Source organism: Pelagimonas varians (assembly GCF_003208435.1).
GTDB classification, from domain to species: domain Bacteria; phylum Pseudomonadota; class Alphaproteobacteria; order Rhodobacterales; family Rhodobacteraceae; genus Pelagimonas; species Pelagimonas varians.
In genome coordinates, this window is record NZ_QKMF01000003.1 from 337,097 (window position 1) to 362,884 (window position 25,788).

The 25,788-nt window shown below is 54.8% G+C and carries 24 protein-coding genes; 14 read left to right on the forward strand and 10 right to left on the reverse strand.

Annotated elements, in window-relative coordinates:
• The first annotated feature begins 546 nt into the window (after positions 1-546).
• On the forward strand, positions 547-1,074 hold the full coding sequence (locus C8N36_RS05900; protein WP_097805642.1) for a redoxin domain-containing protein: 528 nt from the start codon (positions 547-549) through the stop codon (positions 1,072-1,074).
• Between the two features lie 658 nt (positions 1,075-1,732).
• Here the strand turns inward: C8N36_RS05900 and C8N36_RS05905 are convergent.
• Positions 1,733-2,062 (reverse strand): DUF2322 family protein, encoded by a 330-nt coding sequence (locus tag C8N36_RS05905; protein WP_097805643.1) that lies wholly within the window; start codon positions 2,060-2,062, stop codon positions 1,733-1,735.
• 14 nt (positions 2,063-2,076) lie between these two features.
• Between C8N36_RS05905 and C8N36_RS05910 the strand changes: the two genes are divergently transcribed.
• The 3 genes from C8N36_RS05910 to C8N36_RS05920 all read left to right on the forward strand — a co-directional run bounded on the left by C8N36_RS05910 (position 2,077) and on the right by C8N36_RS05920 (position 4,860).
• Positions 2,077-2,394 carry a hypothetical protein gene (locus C8N36_RS05910; RefSeq protein ID WP_097805644.1) on the forward strand — a complete coding sequence of 106 codons (318 nt, stop codon included), beginning with the start codon at positions 2,077-2,079 and terminating at the stop codon, positions 2,392-2,394.
• Positions 2,395-2,555: 161 nt separating this feature from the next.
• Complete coding sequence (locus C8N36_RS05915) at positions 2,556-3,671, forward strand: amidohydrolase family protein (RefSeq protein WP_097805645.1); 1,116 nt, start codon at positions 2,556-2,558, stop codon at positions 3,669-3,671.
• The gene (locus tag C8N36_RS05920) at positions 3,631-4,860 is read left to right on the forward strand and encodes a cytochrome P450 (protein WP_097805646.1); all 1,230 of its coding nucleotides are present in this window, start codon (positions 3,631-3,633) and stop codon (positions 4,858-4,860) included. The genes C8N36_RS05915 and C8N36_RS05920 overlap by 41 nt, the downstream gene beginning before the upstream one ends.
• Here C8N36_RS05920 and C8N36_RS05925 read toward each other — a convergent pair.
• Together C8N36_RS05925 and C8N36_RS05940 are read right to left on the reverse strand one after the other, a co-directional pair.
• Positions 4,832-7,615: an AMP-binding protein gene (locus C8N36_RS05925; RefSeq protein WP_097805647.1), complete on the reverse strand. Its 2,784-nt coding sequence runs from the start codon at positions 7,613-7,615 to the stop codon at positions 4,832-4,834. The two genes, C8N36_RS05920 and C8N36_RS05925, sit on opposite strands and share 29 nt — an antisense overlap.
• Positions 7,616-8,090: 475 nt before the next feature.
• The gene (locus tag C8N36_RS05940) at positions 8,091-9,593 is read right to left on the reverse strand and encodes a CoA-acylating methylmalonate-semialdehyde dehydrogenase (protein WP_097805650.1); all 1,503 of its coding nucleotides are present in this window, start codon (positions 9,591-9,593) and stop codon (positions 8,091-8,093) included.
• Positions 9,594-9,690: 97 nt separating this feature from the next.
• Here C8N36_RS05940 and C8N36_RS05945 point away from each other — a divergent pair, with 97 nt between their 5' ends.
• Positions 9,691-10,584 carry a LysR family transcriptional regulator gene (locus C8N36_RS05945; RefSeq protein WP_097805651.1) on the forward strand — a complete coding sequence of 298 codons (894 nt, stop codon included), beginning with the start codon at positions 9,691-9,693 and terminating at the stop codon, positions 10,582-10,584.
• Between the two features lie 48 nt (positions 10,585-10,632).
• Here the strand turns inward: C8N36_RS05945 and C8N36_RS05950 are convergent, their stop codons facing one another.
• The 3 genes from C8N36_RS05950 to C8N36_RS05960 all read right to left on the reverse strand — a co-directional run bounded on the left by C8N36_RS05950 (position 10,633) and on the right by C8N36_RS05960 (position 16,669).
• Positions 10,633-12,288, reverse strand: a complete 1,656-nt coding sequence (locus C8N36_RS05950; protein ID WP_097805652.1) for a BCCT family transporter — start codon at positions 12,286-12,288, stop codon at positions 10,633-10,635.
• A 165-nt stretch (positions 12,289-12,453) separates the two neighbouring features.
• Positions 12,454-14,961: a CoA transferase gene (locus C8N36_RS05955; RefSeq protein WP_097805653.1), complete on the reverse strand. Its 2,508-nt coding sequence runs from the start codon at positions 14,959-14,961 to the stop codon at positions 12,454-12,456.
• A 40-nt stretch (positions 14,962-15,001) separates the two neighbouring features.
• On the reverse strand, positions 15,002-16,669 hold the full coding sequence (locus C8N36_RS05960) for a GMC family oxidoreductase (RefSeq protein WP_097805654.1): 1,668 nt from the start codon (positions 16,667-16,669) through the stop codon (positions 15,002-15,004).
• Between the two features lie 212 nt (positions 16,670-16,881).
• Here C8N36_RS05960 and C8N36_RS05965 point away from each other — a divergent pair, with 212 nt between their 5' ends.
• Positions 16,882-17,793, forward strand: coding sequence for a LysR family transcriptional regulator (locus C8N36_RS05965; RefSeq protein ID WP_097805655.1), 912 nt, complete (start codon positions 16,882-16,884; stop codon positions 17,791-17,793).
• Between the two features lie 218 nt (positions 17,794-18,011).
• Here the strand turns inward: C8N36_RS05965 and C8N36_RS05970 are convergent, their stop codons facing one another.
• From C8N36_RS05970 to C8N36_RS05980, 3 genes are all read right to left on the reverse strand, one after another.
• The gene (locus C8N36_RS05970; RefSeq protein ID WP_097805656.1) at positions 18,012-18,521 is read right to left on the reverse strand and encodes an anthrone oxygenase family protein; all 510 of its coding nucleotides are present in this window, start codon (positions 18,519-18,521) and stop codon (positions 18,012-18,014) included.
• A 65-nt stretch (positions 18,522-18,586) separates the two neighbouring features.
• Complete coding sequence (locus tag C8N36_RS05975; RefSeq protein ID WP_097805657.1) at positions 18,587-19,015, reverse strand: DUF4345 domain-containing protein; 429 nt, start codon at positions 19,013-19,015, stop codon at positions 18,587-18,589.
• 28 nt (positions 19,016-19,043) lie between these two features.
• Positions 19,044-19,871: a Rossmann-fold NAD(P)-binding domain-containing protein gene (locus C8N36_RS05980; protein ID WP_097805658.1), complete on the reverse strand. Its 828-nt coding sequence runs from the start codon at positions 19,869-19,871 to the stop codon at positions 19,044-19,046.
• Between the two features lie 226 nt (positions 19,872-20,097).
• Between C8N36_RS05980 and C8N36_RS05985 the strand changes: the two genes are divergently transcribed.
• From C8N36_RS05985 to C8N36_RS06000, 4 genes are all read left to right on the forward strand, one after another.
• Positions 20,098-21,099 carry an AraC family transcriptional regulator gene (locus tag C8N36_RS05985; RefSeq protein WP_097805687.1) on the forward strand — a complete coding sequence of 334 codons (1,002 nt, stop codon included), beginning with the start codon at positions 20,098-20,100 and terminating at the stop codon, positions 21,097-21,099.
• A gap of 422 nt (positions 21,100-21,521) precedes the next feature.
• Positions 21,522-22,181, forward strand: coding sequence for a 3-oxoacid CoA-transferase subunit A (locus tag C8N36_RS05990; protein ID WP_097805659.1), 660 nt, complete (start codon positions 21,522-21,524; stop codon positions 22,179-22,181).
• Positions 22,181-22,816, forward strand: coding sequence for a 3-oxoacid CoA-transferase subunit B (locus tag C8N36_RS05995; RefSeq protein WP_097805660.1), 636 nt, complete (start codon positions 22,181-22,183; stop codon positions 22,814-22,816). Before C8N36_RS05990 ends, C8N36_RS05995 begins: the two co-directional genes overlap by 1 nt.
• A gap of 202 nt (positions 22,817-23,018) precedes the next feature.
• Positions 23,019-23,354: a type 2 periplasmic-binding domain-containing protein gene (locus C8N36_RS06000; RefSeq protein ID WP_146227645.1), complete on the forward strand. Its 336-nt coding sequence runs from the start codon at positions 23,019-23,021 to the stop codon at positions 23,352-23,354.
• A 242-nt stretch (positions 23,355-23,596) separates the two neighbouring features.
• On the opposite strand, the gene C8N36_RS24110 is transcribed toward C8N36_RS06000, so the two are convergent.
• Positions 23,597-23,737 (reverse strand): hypothetical protein, encoded by a 141-nt coding sequence (locus tag C8N36_RS24110; RefSeq protein ID WP_170125821.1) that lies wholly within the window; start codon positions 23,735-23,737, stop codon positions 23,597-23,599.
• Positions 23,738-23,932: 195 nt separating this feature from the next.
• On the opposite strand from C8N36_RS24110, the gene C8N36_RS06005 reads away from it, so the two are divergent.
• From C8N36_RS06005 to C8N36_RS24115, 4 genes are all read left to right on the forward strand, one after another.
• Positions 23,933-24,229 carry a hypothetical protein gene (locus tag C8N36_RS06005; RefSeq protein WP_141468128.1) on the forward strand — a complete coding sequence of 99 codons (297 nt, stop codon included), beginning with the start codon at positions 23,933-23,935 and terminating at the stop codon, positions 24,227-24,229.
• A 216-nt stretch (positions 24,230-24,445) separates the two neighbouring features.
• Entirely contained in the window at positions 24,446-24,607 is a 162-nt protein-coding gene (locus tag C8N36_RS06010) for a hypothetical protein (RefSeq protein WP_170125822.1), read from the forward strand.
• Between the two features lie 546 nt (positions 24,608-25,153).
• Positions 25,154-25,483: a homogentisate 1,2-dioxygenase gene (locus C8N36_RS24825; protein WP_370739164.1), complete on the forward strand. Its 330-nt coding sequence runs from the start codon at positions 25,154-25,156 to the stop codon at positions 25,481-25,483.
• Entirely contained in the window at positions 25,411-25,629 is a 219-nt protein-coding gene (locus C8N36_RS24115) for a hypothetical protein (protein ID WP_097805665.1), read from the forward strand. The genes C8N36_RS24825 and C8N36_RS24115 overlap by 73 nt, the downstream gene beginning before the upstream one ends.
• The last annotated feature ends 159 nt before the right edge of the window (positions 25,630-25,788 follow it).

The following is a 25,788-nucleotide window of genomic DNA, read 5'->3' on the forward strand; positions in this document are numbered from 1 at the left end:
AGATATCAAACGTGCCAAGCGCAAGCATTGTTCTTCTCGAAGAAAGCCTCTGGTCTGCGGGCACATGTCAAAGCAGGTTCGCCTGCCAACTGTGGACACGACAAATCCCAATCGCCCTTCGATTTTGGTGGTCACATGTCACCGCCGCCGGTGTGACAATTGGGGTGCCCTCAATCAGTAGGCGCAGTCGCTGCAAGGACCTCTCGGACAATGGCTCGGCTCATGCCAAACATCTAAATCAACTTGATTACAGTCGGGAGCTATTGCCCGGAAATCCATTGGCGGTGGGGCTGATGGTGACGGCGACTTGTTTTGCAACGTCCAAATCTCCTGCTGTGCAAGGATGGCATCAGAGGCAATCCTTGGCTTGCCTCTTCAATTCTACATGCATAAATCCCGCTGAATCATAGGTTTGTAACCGAAATTGGGTGGCGTCACGATATCGTGTGACTATTGACTCAAGTCTCGGCATCGCCTTATTCGACCCACAACACAGTCAGTTTCGCCAAAGCCTATTTCATTAAATCAAGTAAAGGACTGAAGTTCATGAACGGACTCTCCAAACCCGTCGTCGGCGCGCCGATACCCGCAATCTCTGTCCCACAACTTGGCGGTGGCACAATGAACATCGGGGGCACGGCCGAAGGGTGGACGCTATTTATCGTCTATCGCGGTCGTCATTGTGGCCGTTGCAAGAACTACCTGAATGGTCTGGAAGCTATGAAGGCTGATTGGGAAGCCGCAGGCTTTACCATCAAAATCGTATCTGCCGATACAGAAGAACGTGCAGCCGCCGACATTGCCGAGTTCAAGTGGAGCATGGACGTTGGTTACGGTCTAAGCATAGAGCAAATGACCACTCTGGGTCTTTACGTCACCGAACCGGCAAACAACGGCGACGCTGTCGCCAGATTTTCCGAGCCGGGCATTTTTTGCATCGATCCAGACGGCAATATCGTCGTTGCAGCGATTTCAAACGCCCCTTCGGCACGTCCTGATCTTGTGCAGTTGCTAGACGGTATGAAGTTCACCATCGCAAACAATCTGCCATTTCGTGGCACTGTCACTGCATAGCCGACTGACGTTGGCGACACACAGCCCCTGTGAATAGTGCGCGGGATCAACGGACAGGCTTGTGCGCATGATTTCAACTATGCACCGGTTCGTGAAGCATTTGTCTTGCTCCTGATAGGGGCGTGGCTGACCATTCAAATGGCGAGCGTTGCGATGTCACTCGCGTTATTTTGTCCAGTGAACAGGTAGCGTGCGATTGCCTGAGGTTTCTGTCTAAACGACATCATCGATATCACGCAGGCACTTAGAAATCCGAACTTGTTGTTGCTCATCGCTTTTGCAGGAGGCGCTGTCGGTGGCTTGTTGATCGCCCGTATGCGGAGGGCGAGATCAAATACAGGCGTCGGTTTGCAGTGGTCTTCATTCGGGCCTTCCAAGGGGCACCGCCATTGATGCAATTGTGTCTTGCCGCTTTCGGCCTAACGCTGGGTTTCAGGTCCAGTTTGTCAAGGCGATGTCGCTTGCCTCTGTCATCGGCACTACCGAATTTGCCCGGGACACGACCGATATCCGACGGTTCGATAATGATGAAAGCGCTTGCGGCCTCCCACCCATTTATGACCCATAACCATCAGCTGATCCCCGGCAACTTTGATGAAAAGTTCACACTGAAAGAGTTCGGGTGACCAACGGTAAACGTGCTGTCGGGCACAGCTTTTCAAATGGCAACAAGCCGTACGCCCAGTGATGAACCGCCACCGATGACATCCAGCAAGAGGTCGATGTTTGGGTGCGCGCCGGGGCGCTTTTTCGCATCTGCCGTGTGCTCCGCGAAAACGGCTAATCCATGCGCCGCAGCGATGGCGTCGACAGCATCAAAGTTCTGGCCAAGATATTTGTATACGGCGAGTGAACCTTGCTTGCCTGCCTGATTTTCGATTGACGCAACAATGGTTCCATTGGAGTCCGTGAGCTCGATACGCGCAAGACCATCGATCGATGGCAGAAGTTGCAGATTTTCCTTGAACGAGGCTGTGGGCTGGATCATCTTGGAATTCTTTCATGGGTAAGTTCTGCGTGGTGGTTAGCAGCTCTGACGCGATGGTGCCATTGCGTGTTTTTTTGGGGGGCGTCATGCGCGGCGGTAAAACCTCAAAACCCGCCGTTGTGAACGGTATTTCTCAGACATTCACACTCACCAAAGATCTGCAAAGCTTGAAAAAGCCGTTTGCCAGGTCGCGAATTGCCCTTGGCCAACTGTTAATCCGTCCGGGCAATGTAACGGGCAATATTGGATCGCTTCATCGGAACAGTTGGCCCCAGCTTACCAGCACGACACAGTCAAATTCTCCGAAACAGATTCCCAGCTTTTTACTGTGAAAGTGGATACGATCCAGCCCGCGTGCATTCCAGAAGGGCTGTTTCAATTGGTATTGTTGCCTGGATTGACACATTGGCCAAACTGATTGACCATTAAGGGACGTTCAGGCGACGATCCCTTCAGCATCCGTGTCCAGTATTGATTTTGAGTGAAGCAAAATATGAAAAACACCCTTTTCTACGATAAGGTCCGCAACGCAATTCAGGTTCATGGCGGATTTCACAACGCCCATCTGCATCTTGATCGCGCCAACACGCTGGATGACGGAATGGTCGATCAGGGGCGTGTCCAAGTTCTCGAAAGCTCACATATCTCGTTGCAGAAAAAGCATGCTTTGATTGCCACCGTTCATGCGGGCCCAGCCTATGACAGCGAGAATCTGCTTGCACGTGTCAGCGATACAACTGAAGTGATGATTGAAGTCGGCACCCGCCGCGCAGATACAATGGTGGATGTCACGCCGGACAGGGTTGGCCTGACTGCACTTGAAACCATTCAAGGTTACGCCAAAACCGTTGCAGATCAGATCGAAGTCCAAGCCGCGGCCTATACGCCGCTTGGGTTTAGCGATGACACCCCAGAACAATGGGATGTTTTTCTTCAAGGTGTTGAAATCGCAAATTTTATCGGATCTTTGCCAGAGGCCGACGACCGTGATGACTACCCGACTCATATCGGATTTGATGAACATTGCCTGCGGATGATTGAACTGTGCAAACAGACCGGAAAAATGGTGCATGTCCATACAGACCAGCGCAACATCCCCCAAGAAGACGGCACCGAACGGCTGATAAAATGCCTCCGTCAGGCCGGAAATCCAGTTGACCGAGGCACCGAACCGCTGATTTGGGCCGTGCACATGATCTCGCCTTCAACCTATGATCAGCCGCGTTGGGATGCCTTCGTTGAAGGTATGTTAGAGTGCAATATTGGTGTGATTTCGTGTCCTTCGGCTGCGGTTGGTATGCGGGCAATTCGGCCGCTGATGACGCCAAACGGCAATGCTATTCCGCGGATCCTTGAATTGGCCGCAGCGGGTGTTCCCATCCGGCTTGGCTCTGACAATGTTGCGGATATGTGTTCCCCTTCGACCACGGCTGATCTGATGGACGAAGTCTTTATTCTGTCTGCTGCCATCCGTTTCTATCAGCCCGAAATCTTGGCGAAACTGGCTTCTGGTACTGTTCTGACAGCGGACGAACGGGCCACAATCCTCGATCACTTGGAAAAAAACGATGTGGAAGTTTCGAAAGTGGTTCAACGCTGGGCCACGTGAGCCGCTACCTCTTCCGGAGGGGGCATTTGACCTCTTGATGCCCGAGTTTGTGGCCGATCCCAATTCGTTTTACAAACAAATGCGGGCCCAACGCCCCTTGGCTGAAATAAAGCAAGGCGGGTATCTACTGACCCGTCACACGGATATTGTCGCGGCCTTTTCGAACCGCGATCTGGGCAACAGACCGTCGCGGTTTTCGGTGTTGTCTGCGCGCAATCGCGGCAAATACCTTGCCGCCGAGGTCGCCGGGAACATTCCGCCCTTTCAGGACATGCCTGATCATCGCCTGTCTCGTCGGGCATTGGTGTCAGCCACATTGAAAACAGCCAAAGAACAAACCCCATCGGTTTTTTCCAGCGCTCAAGATTGTGTCGCCCAGCAGCCATGTGGCGCAGTCGAGTTAATCTCAGCCATCGCGTCTCCCTTTGCGCTAGAAACCGGCGCGGCTCTGGTTGGGTTTGAAGCCGACCTAGAAGAGTTAAAACGCTTGTCCACGGCCTTTTTCTTGCTCTTTGCACCCATTGCAAACATGACAGAGTTTCAGGCCACAAATCAGGAGCTGGCCCGAGCCCGCCACCTGTTAAGCGACGCGTTGAAACAACGCCGGGCTGAAGCGCGCGGCGACGTCATCAGCCGATTGATCGAATTTCAACGCATGGAACCGGAACTAACTGACGCACAGATTCTTGATTGCGCCTTGCTGGTTTTCGCGGATGCTGTTGAGAACATCGAAGCGGGGATTGCCAGCTTGATCCACCGATTTCTGACCACCCCCGGCTTTGCGGAAATGCACCGCGAAGTCTCGGTCGAGCATCTGGTCCAAGAGGGGTTGCGTCTGGATACTCCGGCCCAAACGATCCCACGCGTTGCGAAATGCGATACAGAAATCTGCGGTCAAATGATTGCCCAAGGCACGCCCGTTTTGCTGGCCCTCGCAAGTGCCAATCGGGATGAAACGGTCATTCCCGATCCTGATACTTTTAATCCTCTGCGCGACAACTCAGCAATTTCGTTTGGGATGGGGCGGCATAGTTGTATTGGTGAACACATGGGGAAAACCATGATTGCCGCGATGGTGTCTGCTTTGCTCGAACGGGGGGTCACCCTTGCCAATCCCGCGGAACAGATCAGCTATCACGCCCGCATCGGGCATCGTTGGCCTAATCATCTTGCCATTGTTTTGCGGTAAACGGATTGGCCCAGATCATCCGGCCATTTCCGCGCGCGAGCGCTCCGCCAAAGTGGCCATACCCTTCATCGATCATCTCGGCTGCAATCATCAACGGTAGACCCGTTGCAGGATACCGCAACGCAAAGGTTACTTCCAACTTTTGGCCTGGGGCCACAGCCCGATCAAGCGGTTGGTAATACACCATACGACAGCGGTTGAAGCCGTCTAGATTTTTGAGATGCACCGCAATGCCCAGTCCGCTTTGATGATTTGGATCCCATTGAACCGCACTGGTATTGGTCACGCAGACGCGCACTTCGCCGGGGGCCTCTCTCGACAGGAACCGCGGCGATGAAATGGAAAAGTCACAAGACCAAGCTGTTTCGCGTTGATCATAGGCCAGCTCGGAAACAGGCTGCGGGATAGGTAGGGGTGTGCCGCTCAATGCCTGTTTTATAGCATCAATCACCGGATCCAAAAACTCGGCCTTTGTTAGCTCGGCATGCGAACACGCTAAGTTAAGTCCCAGCGCGCCGTTTGGGTGCAATTGTGCAAAAGCGCGGGTTGGATCGTGGAACCACATGGCTGCAGATCTGCGTCTGGACCGACTGAAGCCATGGATTACAGGGAATTGCGTTGGCGTGGAAAACCAGTAATCCAGCGACACAAACAGTCGGACTTCGCGCCCCGTTTCTTCAAGGCGTCTGGCCACTAAATCAAAGATGTCAGCCCCTGCACATAGCCCAACCAAGACCAAAGCCCCCTCCGGTTGCAGCGCGTTGATTTCGTCGTAATAGCGATCCGCCAAAAAAGCGCAATCCGCGTCGGTCCGGTTGGGGTAGAGGTGTAGTGAACGCATTGTATAGATCGGGTGCTTCCCGCCAAACCTTGCCTGAACAGGTTGGTTTTCCCCTTGGGAGCAAAAAAAGATCGGGTGCCCTTGGGCCAAAAGGTTTAGCCCGAAAACGAGACCATCCCGGCCCTGTTTTTGCCCCTTCCAACCCAGTGTTTTTTGCCGTTGAAATTCCAGAACCGGGTTGGTTTGGGGCGCGGCATCCACTTTGTTGCTTTGTTCAAAATTCTGGACAAATCCGCCAAAAGTTGGCGCATCATAGAGCATGGTTTGAGAAACTGTCCGCCCCATTGCCTTTTCAACTTCAACAAGGAATTCAGCCGCAATCAGGCTGTCCCCGCCACTGTCGAAAAAATCGTCTTCGAAGCGCGGCAGCTCCCCTTGTAAAAATGACTGCCAGATCTGGGCGATTTGCCGTTGCCGCGCAGTATAGACGGTGGCTTCCGCAGATTTCGGAGAGTGAGTTTGGATCAAGGCAAGTTTGTCGGTTTTACCGCTGCCTAACCTTGGCATCTCATCAAGAATCTGAACATCGCGCGGCATCTTGTATTCAGCCAGTTCAGATCTCAGATGCTCCAAAATATTCGACTTGGACACGGTGCAATCAAGTTTCAAAACAACGGCCAGCCCGACCTGTTCACCCAGTGTTGGATGTGGGAGAGCAAAGCTGGCGGCTTGCATGACATTCGGAGAGGTCAGCGCTGCGCGTTCAATTTCAACCGGCGAAATTTTCTCACCGCCGCGATTGATCATCTCTTTTTTTCGACCTGTCAGAAACAAATATCCGTCAGCGTCTAGGTAGCCCAAATCTCCGGTTCGAAACCAATCTCCAAAGAAGCTGTCATTGCGATCGGCCCCTTCATAGCCCGAGGTTACTGTCGGTCCTTGAACGCAGACCTCGCCGATTTTGGTGTTCTCAACAGGGTTCCCGTGGCTGTCAACAATAACAAGCATTGCCCCATCCGCCCGCCCGACGCTTTGTTGTTTCCGCGCGGCCGGAGGAAGAGGATTGGAGGCAACTTGCCCGGCGGTTTCTGTTAGGCCATAAATTTGTATGACCGGAACACCGCCCATGCCGGTTTCGCTTGCCACCTGCAAATCCGGTGCCAAATCAGCGGAAACAGACCGAACAAAGCGCAGGTCCGCGCAATTGTCGGCAAGTTGCTCAGTAGACCAAGTCGACAAACACCTTGCCAGCATTGTAGGGACCAGTTGCATCCATGTGGCCTTCCCGATCTTCAAACCCCGGGCAAGCGCTTGGGGTGATTGCTGCGGGCAAAACACGACGCCGCCGCCGCTGACCATAGGTGCGAGGAACAAATCAACCAAAGCCCCGATGTGAAACATTGGCAAAGCGTGAAGAGCGCGATCAGATGGCGAGAGTTTGAGCGTTTGGGAAATGGTGTGTGCGGATAAAATGAGCTGGGACATGTCCAATGGCACGGTTTTCGGGTTCCCAGTCGAGCCGGAGGTCAAGAGCAACAATCCTGCGGTGCCAGCCTTGCTTTTTGCTGGTGGCAATCCTCGATCCGACACTTCGATCCTGACATCATCGCCAATTCTAACTTTGAGAATGGGGCACCCAAATTCAGGTATCTCTATACCAGTTTCGACGATCAGAACGTCAAGCTGGGCGCTATCGACAAGCGCTGCGATTTCATTGGGTGACAACGCTGGGTTGACGGGCAGCACACGGACGCAATCCGTCAAAGCCAACATCATAAGCGGTACTTTTGCGTTTTGTGGGGCGACGATCCCAACTCTATGCCGTCCGGTCATCCCCAAGTCTGCAATCTGCGACCGTAGATCTTCCACTATGGACAGGCAGTCATGAGCATTCAAAGTGTGGCCACTTTCGTCCACAATGTGAAACGTGGACGGAGATGCTTTTAATACCGAATAAAACGTTTTTGGTTCCAAAGTAGGATGCCCATGTTTGTAAAATACAACTGGCAGCAGCCATAAGCAGACCGCTTAAAACAGTGTAAAAAGCATGGTAAACGGACGCAAGGAGGCAAATCTCCATTTAGGAAACTTGTATTGGAGCATCTGCAAACCCCGTTTTGGCCATTTCTGACCTTGGTGTCTGTCCACTAAAGGGCCTGACGCAGAGTGGACACTTGGGTCAGCTGCGACAGGACCAGCTGTTTTCCAGAACTGAAGGGATGTCGGTGTAGGGGCGCCAAAGTTCGCCACCGCCTTAATGGCGCGGATTTCGGCAATGGCTTTGTTAAAATGCACTGGCTGTCAATGCATCGTCGCGATGGGGCACGATGCGCGTTCTTGTCTCTGAACGTTATGGGGAAACAGGCCCTTGGGGCAAAAACCACAAGAAAACGGCCCGACAATAAAGCCGGGCCGCTCGGGATTTTTGCTCCGCATATTTGCGCCGGTTTTAGCCAAGCGTTGGCATTGTGAATTCCGGGTCAGTGCGTTGACCGCTGGGCCAGCGGGTCGTTGTGGTCTTGATGCGGGTGTAGAACCGCACGCCTTCCATCCCGTGCATATGATGCTCGCCAAAGATCGAAGACTTCCAACCACCAAATGAATGATAAGCCATGGGCACTGGGATCGGCACGTTGACCCCGATCATGCCCACTTCGACATCCTGGCTGAACGAACGCGCTGTGTCGCCGTCACGGGTAAAGATCGCCGTTCCGTTGGCATATTCATGGCTATGCACCAGATCGAGCGCGTCTTGATAGGAATTGCGGCGCACGACCGAAAGCACCGGACCAAAGATTTCCTCTTTCCAGACGGTCATGTCAGGCGTGACATTATCCAAAAGCGTACCGCCAAGAAAATAGCCACCTTCATAGCCCTGCATCTCTTGATTGAAACCACGGCCATCCACGACGACTTTTGCGCCTTCGGTTTCGCCGGTATCGATGTATCCACGCACTTTGGCGAGGTGTTGTTGCGTGACGAGCGGACCCATGTCAGACGTTTTGTCTGTGGTCGGACCAATCTTTAGCGCGTTGATCTTGGGCACCATGATGTCAATCAGAGCATCGGCGACGGCATCCGTTACCGGAACAGCCACGGAAATCGCCATGCAGCGTTCGCCTGCTGAGCCATAAGCCGCCCCCATCAGCGCGTTGGCGGTCATTTCCAGATCGGCATCCGGCATGATGATTGCGTGATTTTTAGCTCCGCCAAGGGCCTGAACACGTTTTCTGTTGGCTGTGCCCGTTTGGTGAATGTATTGCGCAATTGGGGTTGAACCGACAAAGCTGACCGCTTTGACATCCGGGTTGTGCAACAGCGCGTCAACGGCTTCTTTGTCACCGTTAACCACGTTAAAGACACCATCTGGCAAGCCGGCTTCGGTCAGCCACTCGGCCAGTTTCAAAGAGGCTGAGGGCACACGCTCGGATGGCTTCAGTACGAAAGTATTGCCTGTCACCAGTGCAACAGGGAACATCCACATGGGCACCATGGCGGGGAAGTTGAACGGCGTGATACCCGCACAAACACCAAGCGCCTGACGGATGTTGTGGCTGTCGACCACGGACCCGACGTTCTCGGAAAACTCGCCCTTCATAAAGCTTGGCGCACTAACTGCAAATTCGACGACTTCCAGACCTCGGGTCACTTCACCCACGGCATCGTCATGGGTTTTACCATGCTCCGAAGCCAAGATAGACGCCAGTTCGTCGGCCCGTTCCCACAAGATGTTTTTGAATTTGTCCAAGATCCGTGCGCGGCGCAGTACAGGTGTCTTTGACCATTTCGGCCATGCAGCCTTTGCTGCGGCGACGGCACCATTGACTTCGTCGGTCGAAGCCAATGGCACGTCACGCTCGGATGCGCCAATCGCAGGGTTGAAGACAGGTTGTGACCGGCCAGATGTGCCCTGCACATGTGCGCCGTTAATGTAGTGGGTCAGTTCGGGCATGTGTTCCTCCTAATGTGTGGCCCATCACATACGCCCGTGCTACATTCAAAAATATATACAATAGTGATGAACCGTTATCCGAAAATGGGTGTTATCGATGAGCTGGGATGATTTGCGGTTTTTTCTGGCTGTTGCACGAGAAGGGCAAATTCTGCGCGCAGCCCAAAGACTTGGAACCAGTCAGGCACGGGTCAACCGCAGGATTACCCAGTTCGAGGAAGCAGTGGGCGCTAAGCTATTTGACCGGCGCACGGTGGGTTGCAGCCTGACGCGGGCAGGGCGGTCCCTCATGTCCAACGCGCTTGTCGCAGAAGAAGCAATGCTCAGGCTGCGCAGCATTCCCGGTGACTCCGATCCAAACCAGATCAGCGGGACTGTACGCATTGGCGCGCCGGACGGTTTTGGCGTGACATACCTTGCGGCGCAATTGCCCAAACTGCGCGCGCTCTATCCCAACTTAAAAGTCCAGCTCGTTCCGGCCCCCCGCGCTTTTTCGCTTTCACAACGCGAGGCGGACATCGCAATTGTCATCGGGCGTCCGCAAAAAGGGCGGCTCAAGGCGACCAAGTTAACCGACTACACGCTCGGGCTTTATGCCGCGAAATCCTATCTTGCAGAGCACGGGACGCCGCAATCTATTGCCGATCTTGGTGAACATGAGCTTGTTGGCTATGTGGATGATCTGATTTACACGCCCGAGCTTGAATTCAACAAAAGCTTCTGGCCCGGCTGGAAGTCGCAAATCGAAATCTCGAGTGCGTTGGCGCAGGTGACGGCTGTGCGATCGGGCGCGGGGATTGGCGTTCTACATGATTTTTCGGTTCGCGACGACGTTGGATTGATCCCGATTTTTCCCGAAACAAAAGCTGAACGAAGCTATTGGGTGGTGTGGCATGAGGCAATGGATGCCATTCCCCATGTCGCTGTCACGACGCGGTTTATCATTGAAACCGTGCGTCGTGATCGCAGGATGTTTTCACCGCAATCCTGATGTGGTCCGGAAATGTAAAAAGGGGGGCCAAAAGCCCCCCTTCAGGTTTTAATCTGCGATGTGAACGCTCTGAACGCCGTTTTTCTCGCGCATGCCGTCTTTGATAATGGCTTTGACGAGCGCAATACACATAAGAACCATCACCAAGGAGAAGGGTAATGCACCGATCACCATGGCAGATTGGATTGCGCCCACGCCGCCCGCGATCAGCAGGCCACCAACCACCAGGGACAATGCGGCCCCCCAGAACAGGATGTGTGGTCGGCCCGATGGTTTTTCAGCGCCGGCTGCGTTGATGGTGTTCACGATCAAGATCGCCGAGTCTGCCGTTGTCACCAGATAGGTAAGAAGTAGGACAACAACAATCACAGCCATGATCCAACCCAAAGCGGGGCTGAGCATGATATCAAGCATTGCGAACAACTGGTTTTGCTGACCCGCACCAGAGATCGCCTCTCCGGCACCGCCATTTAGCGTCAGATCGATTGCTGTACCGCCAACAACCGTGAACCAGACGAAACACATCATCGAGGGGATGATAATTGCGCCGATGATATATTCTCGCAGTGAACGGCCGCGGGAAATGCGCGCCAAAAACACGCCCACGAAGGGTGCAAATGCGATCCACCACGCCCAGTAGAAGACAGACCAGCCACCTTGCCAGCTTGCCAGTTGCGCCGCTTCGCTGCCTTCGACACCATCCGAGACCCAAACGGTGAACAGCAACTTGGGCAGCTCAACGATATAGGCCATCAGACCTTGAACAAGGGCATTCAATCCAAAGAAAGTTGACCCGAACAGCAAGAAGAACGTGAGCAAAAAGAAGCTCAGACCCATGTTGATGTTTGAGAGCCATTTGATGCCTTTGCCAACGCCGGACAGCGCGGACAGTGTGGATGCGCCCATGATGATTAACAGTGCCGTGATGACACCGGCCGAGGATGGATCGCCGGTTTCCGCATTGATTAGCCAGTCGCCAAAGCCAATGCGATGCAGACCTGATACGAATTGCGCCACCCCGAAACCAAGCGTTTGCGCAACGCCAAGGATGGTTGCAACAACGGCGACAACATCCACAACGTGACCCAAAATGCCCGAGAGCTTTTCACCAAAGAGCGGTGTCAGGCCGGAACGGATCGTCAAAGGTAGATTCCGACGATACGAGAAATACGCCAATGACAAGCCAACAATGGCGTAGCAGGCCCAAGCCGAGAGACCCCAGTGCAAGAACGACCAAAGGTAGGCGTTTGTGACGTTGTCAGCAGAAGATCCAGATGCTTCGCCCATGATGACATTGGGGTTGGTCGCGAAATGATACATCGGTTCTGCTGTTGCAAAGGTCAGCATGCCGATCCCGATCCCGGCTCCGAACATCATCGAGAACCAGGAGAAGTTGGAGAATTCAGGTTTATCACCTTCAAGGCCAAGCTTCAGGCGACCTGTGCTGGGGATAAGGGCGAGAACCACACAGATAATCAAGAACAGCGCGACAGCATAGATGTACCAGACAGAGAATGTGCCAAGCAATGTGCCGTTCAAATCGCCAAGGATTTTTGCTGCTGTGTCTGGCACTGCGATCGCCCAGACGATGAGGGCAGCAACCAGAATTTTAGATGTAATCGCAACGTGTTTGCTGAAACCGGTGTAAAACCCGCGTTCTGCGGTTTTGATGGGTAAGTCCATCAATGGGGGTGATTTGGCCATATTTCCTCCTGAATGGCTGGTGACTACCGGACACAAAAGCTCCTCCCACGCGAAGCACTCTTGCGTGGCCAATTCTATGTATCCGGCTCAAATGATCGGGCTTGAGTTCTCGGCCCGGTACTACGTCAAAGCCCCTGCACCTGTTAGGGGCAGGAGCCAGTTCACCTAACTTGGTAGATATTCGTCGCTCCAAGACTCACTCAGACCGCCTGATTTGATCATGGCATCGATTGCGGTTTCCGCATAGCCGAGTTCTCTGACGATTGCGCGCGTTGAGGTTCCGAATTTCTCGGCGGGTGTCACGGCTGTAATCTTTCCGCGCGTAGATCGCACCGCGTAGGGATCAAGCTGAATAACCTCGTGCCCGCTTGGATGGTCGGGATAGTTCGAAAACGAATAGCTCCCGTTAGTGGTGCCGGGCGTTCCATCCGCATCGCGCAGATTCCGAGCGCGCAAGGAGTCAAGGTTTTCGCAGATCACCGCGCCGATATCAGCCCCTTGCAGTCGTTCAACCCATTCCGCCGCCGGTTGGGTCTGGAAGGCCACGGCAAGAAACGCCGCGCGGTCTTCTTCCGGCAGGTCGGGAAACTCTTCCAGACCCTCCACATTGCGAAACAATGGCAAGTCGGTTTCATAGGCACTCAGCAACAAATAGCGCGAGGCTGTGCTGTAAAACCGTGTGAGCGCGTCATAACCGCTGGCTTCGGGGCCGGAGGGTTCATCAAATAGCCCGCGTCCTTTGTAGTCAAAGGCGAACGGCACTTGCAGAAGGCCGCTGTTGGATGACAGCGACGTTCTCCCGCGACCGACGCGTCCAAAGCGGCGCTTTTGATAGAGCGCAGCAGCAACAGCCAATGCTCCGCCAAATCCACACATCACGTCGATTGTGCCGACATGGGCGTGCTCTTCGGGGCGGTCCATTGCTCCGCCAAAGCGCAGCATGATGCCTGTTGTCGCCTGCACCAGATCGTCGTAGCCGATATAATCGGTGCGGGTGCCCCGGCGCACGCCGCTGAAGCAGTCCAGCTTGCAAAACAGAGCGTCGGGATTAATTTTGCGAAGATTGGCCGCATCCAATCCCATCTTTTTGATCTGGCTGTCAGGGGCATTCCAGACGATGACGTCAACTGATTTCACCAGATCTTCAAATACCTGCCGTCCATGCCGAGATGTTATGTCGGCGAGGATCGAGCGTTTTCCACGCATCTGGGACATGCCGTATATGACCGTGTTCCAACTGTCATACATCGGGTTGGCCGGTTCAAGCTTGATTACTTCGGCACCGAAACGCGCCAAATAGCTTGCCGAATGCGGTCCTGCAATCACGTTGCACAGGTCCAGAACCCGAACGCCCGAAAGCCAGCCTTCTTGCTCAACCCTTTCGGACGGCTCCGGAATTTCGGTCCGGATTTTCTTCAAGATCTTTAGCGCCTCATCGAATTCTACCCAACGGCGCGGGGCGGGCTGCAAGGCTTCCTCGCCGCTCTCCTCCATCCAGACCACAGGACCAGGCTGGGTCATGTCGCCATAGACCGGGTCGTGGACGTCGATCATCAAGCCTGACGTTTCCGCATATTCGTCGTGAATCCACTCTTGCAGCCAGCGTTGCGGCGCACCGGGAATTAGCCCGCGGCCAAACATCTTTTTCCACTCGTGTGATGTGCGGGTCATGAAGACCTCTTTCATCCGCGCAGAAATTTTATCTGCCCAGTCCTTTGGCATCGGATAGACACCAAGCGAGGTCTTACTCTCCCATTGTGACCATGGCCGGTATGTGTCTTCTTCCGAAGTCAGGCCGTCTTCGACCAATTCATCATAGATGCCAAGCACTTCGAGACAGCGGCGGGCGTGGTTTTTGTGACTGGGGCAGACCACGTAAAACCCGCGCCCGTCTTTGCACATGTAGCTGCGAAAGAACGGATCCATGAGCTCTTGAAGATCTTCGTAGCTGACATTCATCGGCAGACCCTCGACGCGCCGGCGATCAATTTCGACCTCGCGCTGGGTCAGGTAGCGTTCGGGCATGCCATCGACGTGGATTGAATTGTAGCAAAGCCCCTCCATTACGGCGGCGGCCAAAGGCACTTCGATCTGATCCCCGAGGCCAGTCACCTGACGCGATTGCAGCGCCAGAACCGTGGCAGAGGCCGCAATTTGCGAGGCATAGGCGGAGGCCAGCGGCAGCGGAGAGAACGAAGGATTCAGCCCCATAAGAACGCGGTTCAGCCCCATGTCGGTAAACACGCCCGAACTGGCCGAAACAATGCTTTCGTAGGCGCGCAGCTCGCGGCGTTCTGCGTCGTTTGACGCAAAACCGGGCACTGAAATCGTTATCAGTTCAGGGCGTTCTTCGCGCATCACAGCAAAATCAAATCCGAGTTTCGCAAGCTTGCCCGGCCGAAAGTTTTCAACAATGATGTCGGCTTCGGCACAAAGGGCCCGCGCCTGTTCCCGCCCGTCTTCGGATTTCAGGTCCAGATTAACAATCACCTTGTTGCGGTTCAGCGTGGCATTGGCTGGACTGTCCCACATCGGGCCGCCTGGCGGGTCAATATGAACAACTGTGGCACCAAGATCCCCAAGCAGCATCGCGACAGCAGGGCCTGCAATATATTGACCAAAATCGACAACCTTTACGCCTGTGAGCGGCAAGTTGGAAAACGAGTTTCGCATATGTCCTCCGGAAGAATCCAAATTTTCGTTAAGGGGCCAGTTATTGGCCTGCCAAGATCCAGCCTGCCGCCTTTTCCGCGATCATGATTGTTGGCGAATTGGTGTTACCGCTGGTAATTTCAGGCATCACAGATGCGTCCACCACACGTAATCCCGCTACACCCTTCATCCGCAGGTGGGGGTCCAGAACGGCGCTGGGGTCATCGATCCGGCCCATTTTTACTGTCCCCACGGGGTGAAAAATCGTGCTGGCGATGTCGCCTGCAAGCCGTGCCAGATCGTCGTCGGTCTGGTACTGAACACCGGGCTTGTATTCTTCCGGTGCGTAGGGCTGCATCGCGGACTGGGCCATAATCTCGCGCACTTGACGCAGGCTGTCTGCGGCGACCTTGCGATCGTCCTCAGTGTCCAGATAATTCGGTGAAATCTTGGGGGCATCGCGGAAATTGGCCGAGGCAATCCGGACATGTCCGCGGCTGGTCGGGTTTAGATTGCACACACTGACCGTCATGGCTGGAAACTCGTGCAAATCATCTCCAAATGCCTCAAGGCTTAGCGGCTGCACGTGATATTCCAGATTGGCATGGGACCGGCTTGGGTCCGAGCGTGTGAACGCCCCCAATTGACTTGGCGACATGCTCATTGGACCAGAGCGTTTGAACAGATATTCCAGACCGATCTTGGCCTTTCCAACCATCGAGTTCGCCAATGTGTTCAGTGTGCTGGTGCCCTTAACCTTATAGACCGCGCGAATTTGCAAATGGTCTTGCAGGTTTTCACCAACGAAAGGCTGGTCAAGAACCACGTCAATGCCGTGCTCTTTCAACAAACTGGCAGGGCCGATGCCGGACAATTGCAATATCTGCGGCGAGTTTACGGCCCCCGCCGAAAGAACGACTTCTTTGGCGGCGGAAACGGTGACGGGGGTGCCCGCACGGTGTACTTTGGCTCCGACACAGCGGATAGCGCCGTCGCCGTCTTTGCTGAAGGTCAGTTTTTCAACCTGTGCTTCGGTCCATATCGTCAGGTTTTTGCGCTGTTTTGCCGGACGCAGAAATGCTTTGGACGTGTTCCAGCGCCAGCCGGAACGCTGGTTTACGTCAAAATAGCCCACACCAGCATTGTCGCCGCTGTTGAAATCGTCGGTTTTTTCGATGCCCACTTCTGTAGCAGCGTCAGCAAAGCTGTCCAGCACGCTCCAGCTTAAACGCTGCTTTTCAATCCGCCATTCGCCGCCATGTCCGTGCATGTCCGAAAACCGGCTGTTGTTGCCCGTGACCGGATCAGCGCCGTCATCCAGTTTGTAATGGTTTTCGTGGGCTTTGAAATCAACGAGCGAGTTGTTCCAGTTCCATGCCTCATCACCGGTCAGTTCAGCCCAATTGTCATAGTCGCGGGCCTGACCGCGCATATAGATCATGCCGTTGATTGAGGAACACCCGCCCAAGGTTTTGCCGCGTGGGTACAATAAGCTGCGCCCGTTCAACCCCTTGTCGGGTTCGGTTTTGTACATCCAGTCCGCACGTGGATTGCCGATACAATAAAGATAGCCCACAGGGATATGAATCCACGGATAAGTGTCAGGTTTACCCGCTTCGAGCAAAAGTACGCGATTGTTCGCGTTGGAACTCAGCCGGTTGGCCATCAGACATCCCGCAGAACCGCCGCCGATTACAATAAAATCAAACTTGTTTGCATCGTCAGACATTGTCGCCCACCACCCTTGAAACGTCTCATTGTAAAAAGCGCCTTGAGAGGGGGGGAATGACTGGATGCACGCTGCTCGAAAATTGCCATGGCAATACAAGTGCAACCTGTCCTAAACGTTCCCTCCCAGAACGCGAATTTCAATGTTCTCTGCGGGATGGGTGGGAAAAAACCTAATGACAAATCGCACACTTCAATATTAGAAATTTTAATATGGATCGTTTTTCGAGTATTAACACAATCTTGGCTTTTGTGACGGTGGCGCGGGAAGGCAGCGTTTCACGTGCGGCTGAGGTATTGAACCTGACCCAGCCTGCGATCAGCCACCAGATCAAACGACTTGGCGAAGAGACGGGAATCACCCTGTTCAACAGAACACCTTCCGGTCTGCGTATCAGCCATGACGGAGCCGCAGTTCTGGCCAAGGCCGAAGGTGTCCTGAATGCGATGAGTGAATTCCATCGCAGTGCCCGCCAGCGCTCTGGTCAGATCAGCGGCAAGCTTAGGATCGGCACCATCGTTGATCCGGAGTTCATCCGCTTGGGCAGTATGTTGGTACGATTGCAGTCCGAGCATCCGGGCATTGAAACCGAACTGACGCATGGAGTCAGTGGCGATATTCTAACCTGGCTGAAACGGGGGCAGATTGATGCCGGTTTCTATTTGTGCGGACCAGACGACCTGAAGCCTTTGGGTGCAGAAGGCGAAGACCAGATTCACGCGATCAAGCTCGCTGATTTCACCTATCGTGTCATTGGTCCGGTCGGATGGCAGAACAAGATAGAAAACGCCGACTGGCAATCGTTGGCGACTTTCCCATGGATCGGGACACCTGAAAGGTCGGTCCACTATCGCCTGCTGTCCAAAGCCTATCCAAATCCGGCTGACCGGTTGGACGTGGTTGCCCGTGTCGATCAAGAAGCTTCGATGCTGGAGATGGTTCGGTCCGGCATTGGTCTGAGCCTATGTCGTGAGTCCATTGCGCTGCATCAAAAACAATCCTTCGGTCTTGCCGTCTGCAATTCTGTCTCGGTGCCTGCCTGTCTGTGCTTTGTGACGTTGGACCGCCGCAAGGATAGCCCGATACTTTCAGAGATATTCAACCAGTTGCAGAGCTCTTGGTGACTGGCAGGTTACGATCCAACCCGAACCGTCCGGTTTCGCCTGAGACCCGGACGCAAGGATTTTGAGGTGTGAAAAAATAACACTGGCTGAAGCAAATCAATTGGCCGGAAGCCTAGCAACCAGTGTGGGGTACTTTGCGTCGTTGCTATGGACGAGGATGGAACATTGTTGCCGGCCAAAAACAGACGGTCGCCTTGCGAAAGGCGACCGATCCGACGTCAGATTTGGCGCATTTGAACCTGTGTCAGCCAATTGAGCCCAAAGAGCATCAACGCCGCAGAAAGCACACAAGCAATCGTTCGTACCGTGTTCCACGTGGTCCAGCGCGGCAAGTAGGTTCCGGTCCAATAGGTCCGGGTTGCCTCGGACGTCAGATCCATGGCTGCCAATGACTCGTTCATCGGTACGTTGAAAAACACTGTGACCGCGAAACACCCCAGCAAATAGACAAGGGCGCCCAACAAAATGAGCATGCCCGGTGCGCCAGCGAGGCTGGTTGCACTGTAGATTACAATCAAGACGGAAACTGCCGCCATTCCGAGGAAGAGCGCCATGAAAACCCAGCGAAAAACCTCTCGGTTGATGGTCTGCATGGCTTCGACACCTCCGATCCCCGCCGATTGAGCAAGCGAGCGCATCAAGAAGTCAGAAAATGCCAGAAATACGCCGCCAACAAGGGCGTAGGCAAGCACACTGAACTGTAGAAAAACAAGAAGGAAAGGTGACATAAGGGAGTGCTCCAATTTTTGTAGGGGAAACTGCGCATCGCAATCAGCGTGCCGTGGTGGTTTGATCAGGATCTAGCTTCGGATCCGGAGAAGTCGGTCGTCGTGGGCAAGATGCGCCTGCGGAAGGCAAACAGGCACAGACCCGCGATACCGATTTCCAACACAAACGCACCGATGATGCCGCCCGAAGGCAGTCCGTCGACCGCAAAGCCGATCAGGCGTCCTGCTGGAAATGCGAGGAAAACCGTGAGCGCCGCAGCGATCGAAACCTGTATCATCGAAGAACGCCAAATGCCGGTGAGCATGAGAACCCCCAATGTGAGGAGACCCGCCGCTGGCGCGCGCAATTCGCTGAGCAAACTGGGATTATCGCCAAGTGCGATGCCGTAGCTGGCATAAAAGACATGCGGAACAGCGAGAATAAAACCGCCGATGCTGGCTGCCGTCAGACCGGAAATGCCAAGGGTGACTTTTTCGAGGAGGGTAGTGGACATGATAATTCCTTTTGTTTGAGATGAGCGATCAGGCGGCAGTGTTCCACACGCCCCAAGAGGCAGCCGCAGTTGCGAAATCGGTGAAATCACGGGGCTTTCGACCAAGTGCGCGTTCAACGCCATCGGCAGTCTGCGCATTCCGCCCATCGAGCGTTTCACGTGCGATGGAGGTAAAGACATCGGCGACAAAATCTCCGCCAGCTTGCGCGACGTTGGCGTGGAACTCCTCGAACGATATGGGGATGTGCTGGATCGGGCGGCCGGTTGCACTCGCAAGTGCGTCTGCCATCTCGGCAAAGGTCATCAGACGGGGGCCAGTGACCTCGTAGAGCATACCTTGATGGCCCTCTTTTGTCAGGGCTGCCACCGCCACATCCGCGATATCGTCAATGTCGATGATGGGTTCGGCGATGTCGCCGCCGGGCATTGGAAGCACGCCCGCAAGGATCGGATCGCGGAGGTAGCCTTCGCTAAAGTTTTGGGCAAACCATGCAGCGCGTATGATGGTGAACGGAATACCAGAGGCGCGGACAACGTCTTCACCAAGGCGGGCGTGATGTTCACCGCGACCCGAAAGAAGCACGATATGTTCCAGCCCGCTTGCAGCAGCGACCCTGGTGAAGGCTTCGAGCTTTTTAACCGCCCCCGGAAAAGCGAGGTCGGGAAAGTAAGTCACATAGGCCTTTGTCGCTCCGCTCAACGCAGGTGCCCAAGTGGCCGGAACTTCCCAGTCGAAAGGGATGTCCGAGCCTCGCGAACCTCGACGTAGGGCAACGCCCTTTTCTTCAAGCTTGGCGGCAACCCGCGAACCGGTTTTGCCGGTTGCGCCGACAACGAGGATGGGGTGGTTGGTCATGTCTTTCTCCTTGGCTGGATTGTGTAGCCAAGGGGTAGACGTTATCGGGGCTTCAGATATTGACCCAACGTGCCAAGAATTTGACCGCGCTCGCCAAAGAACGCGTGGTTGGGGGATGGCGGCATTCTTTGAGAGGTGAGTTGGGGTTAGGTTCCGATGACAAAGCGAAAAATCGCGGATAGTATTGGAGCATGTGCCAAATCACTTTAGCGAAGCCTTTTTCAAAATGGCTTATGTAACGTCTCTTTTTGCCCGCAAGATGGTTGCCGCCGCCGGAACGGGCATAGCGCCCAAGGCTGCGCTAGCATCCGTCGGGCTTGACGATGATGCGCCTTGGGACCCAAAGGTTATGATCCCGGCGGTGGCGTATTACGAATTACTGGAAAACATGGCAAAAAAGGTGGATGTGACCGAGCTGCCAGTGCATGTCGGGGCTTCGATGAGATGCGACGACTACGGGGCACTTGGCCTTGCATGGAAAGCTGCCCCAACGCTTTCGGGATCATGCGCACGCATCGAACGGTATGCTCGCCTTTGGACAGGGGTCGTATCTTATGAATTGCGCGAGGGTGGCCCGAACCAAACGCTCTTCATTTTGCACCGCACCGGCGAGCGAAGACTGGGGCTGCGCCTTTCAAATGAGGCAACTTTGGCAAGTGTGGTCTCTCTTTGCAGACAGGTCTGTTCGGTGCCGTTTTCCCCGGTCGAGGTTTTCATGCAGCATGCCGCTCCGAAGTCCAAGGCATATCACGAGGACTGGTTTGGTTGTCCCGTAACTTTCGAGGCCGATCTCGACGCTGTGGTGATATCGAATGAAGCGATGGAGCGCCCGAATATTCTCGGAGATGCAGGGATCTCGCGCTACCTGATTTCGCATCTCGAAGCAGAGCTGTCTGAGTTCAACAGTCCGCCGCCACTTGTCACACAAGCCAAGGAGGCGATCGCCCAGTCCTTGAATCAAGGCGCACCGCGCATGACGGATATTGCCAAGGGTTTGGGTTTGAGCGCACGTTCTTTCCATCGACGCCTCTCGGAACATGGCCTGAGTTTTCAGACGCTCACCGAGGAAACGCGCCGCGAGCTTGCAGAGGGCCTTTTGCGCGATGAACAGTATTCGCTGGCGGACATTGCCTTTCTAACCGGATTCTCCGAGCAGAGTTCTTTTACACGTGCGTTCAAGCGGTGGCTTGGGAAAACCCCCGCAACCTATCGCAAATCGCACAAGTAAAAAGACGCTTCTTTTCGCGGAGCCAAACCGGGATGACCAATTCCAACCGGTTTCTTTTGGGATGCACCGCAGGAAGTTTTCGATGCACTCTGCCCCCCCCCTCAGGCGGCCATTGGGCTGTGTCGCGGATTTGGCCGGAGGCACGTGTGGCGCGCAAATCCAATATTGTTTGATGAAAGGTGTCGATGTACCGATCCGAGCGCACCGCGCTGGGCGTTGTGTCCAATTCCTTCCATCGCGGAAACAATTGGACACAAACGTAATTTGTTTGGCATTCTTTGCGCGACCGGGGCTATTAAAACGGAACGGCATGGAGGTCGATTTCAGTCTGCTTGATCAACCGTGCCAAGACCAAGTTTTGCCAACGTTCGAAAGCGCGCTTTCCAAAGGGAAAGTCTCGTGGCACGAGGAAGTGAGAACCAATGCCGACCAAAACTGCATTAAAACCCGAGGCCGCGGCTGAATTGGTGACCGAAGGTGCCAAGATCATGATCGGTGGCTTCATGGGGGTAGGCGCACCGCACCGGATGATTGATGCGCTGGTCGAAAGGGCACCTGGCAGGTTGACAGTGATTGCCAATGACAGCGGTATGCCGGGGCAGGGGATCGGTAAACTGGTTTCTGCCGGACTGGTTGAGCGCATGATCGTCTCACACATTGGGCTCAACCCGGAAACTCAGGCCAAGATGAACGCAGGCGAGATCGAGATCGAACTCGTGCCCCAAGGAACACTGATCGAGCGAATTCGTGCGGGTGGCGTTGGACTGGGCGGCGTACTGACACCCACCGGAATTGGCACATTGGTTGCCAAAGACAAGCGGGTAATTGATGTGGACGGCAAGGAATTCTTGCTGGAAACACCGCTGAAGGCCGATGTTGCGCTGATCGCAGCGCGGCGCGCGGACTATGTGGGCAACATCGAATACACGCTCACGGCGCAGAACTTCAACCCGGTGATGGCGCTGGCCGCCGCGACGGTGATTGCAGAGCCCGATGCGATCGTGCCGGTGGGGGTGATCCCGCCGGATGCGGTGCGCACACCGGGGGTGCTAATTGATCATATTCTCGAAAGGCGGCGGTAATGGATGCAAAGGAACGGATTGCCCGACGGGTGGCACAGGAAATCCACCCCGGCACATTGGTCAACCTCGGAATCGGCTTGCCGAGCCTTGTGGCAAATTTCATTCCTGCCGAGGCGGGGGTGTTCTTTCAGGCAGAGAACGGCGTAATCGGTATGGGGGCCCGTCCGCCCGAAGGCATGGAGGATCGCGACCTGACCGACGCAGGGGGCGGGTTTGTGACCGCTGTGCCGGGGGCAGCATCCATGGACAGCGCGATGAGCTTTGGCTTGATCCGTGGCGGCCATATTGATCTGACGGTGTTGGGCGGATTGCAGGTAGATGCGCGAGGTCGGCTGGCCAACTGGATGGTGCCGGGCGCGTTGGTGCCCGGTATGGGCGGGGCGATGGACCTTGTGACAGGGGCAGGACGGGTGATCGTGGCCATGCAGCACACAGCCCGTGGTACGGCCAAGATCGTGCCCGAGTGCACCCTGCCGCTAACCTCGACGAGGCGGGTTGACCTGATCGTTACAGAACTTGCCGTTCTCGCGCCAACAGACCAGGGCCTTGAACTGCGTGAATGCATGCCGGGGGTCACGGTGGATCAAGTCATTGAGGCTACAGCGGCGGATTTGATCCTGACCGTGCAGGATTAGATGCTGCTCAATACATTCGAAATGGATATGTATAAGGGCTATTTGCAATTAGAGAGAGCAACTAAAGGCGCTTAAAATAAGATCCATCCGCCACATGCGTTAGGGAGGGGCGCTCTCCTAAATAGACTTATCCTGCCTTTTGACAGCACTTTGCAGGTGCCGCAGACTGGATGGGCCGGGGCGCGTCACAAAAGCAACTCTTGTGGGCAGCTTTGCTCAAGTTACCACTGCGATGGACGCCAAGGCGGCGGGCATGAAGGTCGGGTATGTGAATGCCGGTGGCGGTGCAAAGCGCATTGCAACGATCCTTGGTAATCACACCAAGATCGCCATGGTGGGTGTAACATCCGAAACACGTAATCCCAAACTTTCGGCATTGTTTTATTGCGGCGAAGAACCCCGTTCGGACTTGTCAGAATCGCCAACTGCCAAAGAGCTGGGGTATGATGTCGTGTTTGCCTCGTCACTATCTGGTACGGCCCCAAAGGCCCCCCGAAGGACGTGGTTTCGAAACTGGCGGGTGTCTTTGAGCAGGTAACAAGCGACGAGGCGCTAATCACATTTCTCGAAGCCAAGGGCAACGAAGTGAAATTTCCTGTCTGGCGATGCCGACAGCGGCCCTCTCTACCCAATCTAGGGGGGATTTGTGCGCAGTTGCTGGCAGCTTCCGCCAATCCACATCGACTTAGGCCCCTACGATCCGGCCTCTGGTTGGACATGACATTTGTCTGTGCTGCACTGCCCGCGCCCCAAGTCTGGCGGACCCGCATCCCGGAAGAGCTATACGCGACAGCTTGGATTGCCGGTGAATGTCAGGGTGTCCTCAAAAGCTGCACGCAGAAAGACGATCCGGTCTTCTTGATGATGTTCTTCCCCGATCCGCGTCATCCCTTCACCGCTGCCAAGAAAATACAGTGACATTTACGACCCTGACGAAATCAACCTGTCAGCTTCGTTTGACAAGGGCGACTTGCCGCCAATTCACAACCTTCGCCGCCAGCTGACCGAAGCGCCTGAGACCCGCAGCGATGATGAATTGCACAACGCTATCGACATGGGGCCGACCTTTCTGGTTCGTGCGGGCATTGTGCCTTTTCCGGCTGCCAAGAGATCATTTTGTTGGAGGGCATCGATCGACAGTGCTTGATCGTAAAGGAAGACCGTCAACGCAAGATTGCTGCTTTCGAGCGTCTCCAGCTGATCCACACCTACGTTAAAAACGACTGGCGCATCATCATCCGCTACGACGCGGACTGGACCGAAATGTATGCCCTGAAGACGGATCCCGACGAGGTCACAAACCTCTGGGACCAGTTGGATTGTGCGAAAGAGCAGAGCCGGTTGGTGAGAAATTTGGTCATTGATATGATGAACCTGCAGGATCGTGCGCCCTTGCCCACCTGTCAGGCTTGAAACGCAGGCTTTGGGAGGCGCACCAAAGTGAATTCTTGACTGTGATGGACGCCGCAGCGAAGCGGTTTTTCTGCTGGATCCGAAGTTCGATCCTCTTGGGTCGGCTGGCCTGCCTCGCTACATCGCCGGTCTACGGCTGGTGCTGCTGGCTGTGTGCGTCTTGCGGCCCTCGTTCGTGAAGTGGATTTGGAAGCCAAAGCCCTCAAGAAGGTATATATGCTTGGGGCTGGCGAACGCGGCATTCCGCGCGCCGGAGATGCCGATGCTCTTCAGGTTGTGAAACCGCTGTTGGTGTTGATGATCACTCTGATCTGTCTGGCTGCACTGCCTTCACGTGGCTCACGCGGGGGTTCCTCCCAGCGCTTGGCGCTGCTCTGACAGATTTCACGACGCGCAAATTCGTCACCACAGCCGCAATCGCCGACATCAGAGGCTTTGCCCTCTCTTACTTCTTTGCCGACGTTTTGTCGGTCGTCCTGCTGGAATAGGAGTGGCGCTATGCAATTGTCAGACGTTTTCGTGAACGTCTTCGCACCTAGCACCTTTGTTGTTCTTCATGTTCTTCATGTTCTTCGGGGTACTTCTGGGTGTCTTTGTTATGCGCCAGATCATCGAAGGCGTGTTGCATAAAGAGGTGCCGATCCAGCAAAATGGGGGCAAGCTGACGAACTCATGTCCTCGGCGGCTCTTCGTTATAATACACCATGTCGAGTGTCTGGTTCATGATGGTCTTTGGGGTGATCGGTTTTTGTTTGCCGCAAAGGTGGCTGCCCGGTCTGTCCGTTCGTATTGGGCTATAATCTCGCGCCTTTGGCGGAGAAAGAATTGTGCTTGGGCCTGATGCTTTAGGACGGCAGTCTTCTGGCCGTTTCTGAACTGCCAGTGAAACCAGAAATGGGGCGAGATCCCAACACGCGGAATGGGATGAGCATATCGCCCTCAAGGGAAAGGATTGTGCCTGAGATTGGCGCGCTTCGCGCCCTAACCGGGTTTGGACGCATCGACGTTGCGCTGGGCAAGATTGTCTGCATACCGAGCGGCATCAATTGCAAGGTGCTTTTGAACGGCGACGACAGGGCACGCGGCTACATAAGTAAGAATTACGGCGCGGTGTTTCCTCTACCATCGGCCCAAGCCGTACCGGGAACACAAACCTTTTTTGCGCCGGCTGTCACGGCCCTGTGTTTTTTGCCTCGGTGGACGCGACAAAAGCGCCGCTGCGCAAGATGGATGCCGAAAATCCGGATCAAATAACCCATTTCTTCGAGCTCAAGGGCACCGAAAGCTGGATGTGGCTGGCGCACATCGAAGTGATCAATGCGCTGGGCAAAGACCACCTTCACAACAACAAGTCTGGCCTGGTCACCATGATACCGCGCGCAGTGGCTCGTTTTTTCTGATCATGAGACAGTAGCGCCGGGTCGGGACATGTCCCTTCCCCCCCCCTGTGGATCATCACCATCAAAGGCCCTATGATCCTGAACCGCCCCCTGCACCGCGTACCACGAATTCCGCAAGCGGTGGAACCAAGACCATGCAGGTCGCCTATGACACTGGAT

What these genes read in the sequence shown, in the direction of transcription:
- C8N36_RS05900 (WP_097805642.1), top strand. Translation starts at nt 547, where the DNA reads ATGAACGGACTCTCCAAACCCGTCGTCGGCGCGCCGATACCCGCAATC.
- C8N36_RS05905 (WP_097805643.1), bottom strand. Translation starts at nt 2,062, where the DNA reads ATGATCCAGCCCACAGCCTCGTTCAAGGAAAATCTGCAACTTCTGCCA.
- C8N36_RS05910 (WP_097805644.1), top strand. Translation starts at nt 2,077, where the DNA reads ATGGGTAAGTTCTGCGTGGTGGTTAGCAGCTCTGACGCGATGGTGCCA.
- C8N36_RS05915 (WP_097805645.1), top strand. Translation starts at nt 2,556, where the DNA reads ATGAAAAACACCCTTTTCTACGATAAGGTCCGCAACGCAATTCAGGTT.
- C8N36_RS05920 (WP_097805646.1), top strand. Translation starts at nt 3,631, where the DNA reads ATGTGGAAGTTTCGAAAGTGGTTCAACGCTGGGCCACGTGAGCCGCTA.
- C8N36_RS05940 (WP_097805650.1), bottom strand. Translation starts at nt 9,593, where the DNA reads ATGCCCGAACTGACCCACTACATTAACGGCGCACATGTGCAGGGCACA.
- C8N36_RS05945 (WP_097805651.1), top strand. Translation starts at nt 9,691, where the DNA reads ATGAGCTGGGATGATTTGCGGTTTTTTCTGGCTGTTGCACGAGAAGGG.
- C8N36_RS05950 (WP_097805652.1), bottom strand. Translation starts at nt 12,288, where the DNA reads ATGGCCAAATCACCCCCATTGATGGACTTACCCATCAAAACCGCAGAA.
- C8N36_RS05955 (WP_097805653.1), bottom strand. Translation starts at nt 14,961, where the DNA reads ATGCGAAACTCGTTTTCCAACTTGCCGCTCACAGGCGTAAAGGTTGTC.
- C8N36_RS05960 (WP_097805654.1), bottom strand. Translation starts at nt 16,669, where the DNA reads ATGTCTGACGATGCAAACAAGTTTGATTTTATTGTAATCGGCGGCGGT.
- C8N36_RS05965 (WP_097805655.1), top strand. Translation starts at nt 16,882, where the DNA reads ATGGATCGTTTTTCGAGTATTAACACAATCTTGGCTTTTGTGACGGTG.
- C8N36_RS05970 (WP_097805656.1), bottom strand. Translation starts at nt 18,521, where the DNA reads ATGTCACCTTTCCTTCTTGTTTTTCTACAGTTCAGTGTGCTTGCCTAC.
- C8N36_RS05975 (WP_097805657.1), bottom strand. Translation starts at nt 19,015, where the DNA reads ATGTCCACTACCCTCCTCGAAAAAGTCACCCTTGGCATTTCCGGTCTG.
- C8N36_RS05980 (WP_097805658.1), bottom strand. Translation starts at nt 19,871, where the DNA reads ATGACCAACCACCCCATCCTCGTTGTCGGCGCAACCGGCAAAACCGGT.
- C8N36_RS05985 (WP_097805687.1), top strand. Translation starts at nt 20,098, where the DNA reads ATGGCTTATGTAACGTCTCTTTTTGCCCGCAAGATGGTTGCCGCCGCC.
- C8N36_RS05990 (WP_097805659.1), top strand. Translation starts at nt 21,522, where the DNA reads ATGCCGACCAAAACTGCATTAAAACCCGAGGCCGCGGCTGAATTGGTG.
- C8N36_RS05995 (WP_097805660.1), top strand. Translation starts at nt 22,181, where the DNA reads ATGGATGCAAAGGAACGGATTGCCCGACGGGTGGCACAGGAAATCCAC.
- C8N36_RS24110 (WP_170125821.1), bottom strand. Translation starts at nt 23,737, where the DNA reads ATGTCACTGTATTTTCTTGGCAGCGGTGAAGGGATGACGCGGATCGGG.
- C8N36_RS06010 (WP_170125822.1), top strand. Translation starts at nt 24,446, where the DNA reads ATGCTTGGGGCTGGCGAACGCGGCATTCCGCGCGCCGGAGATGCCGAT.
- C8N36_RS24825 (WP_370739164.1), top strand. Translation starts at nt 25,154, where the DNA reads ATGAGCATATCGCCCTCAAGGGAAAGGATTGTGCCTGAGATTGGCGCG.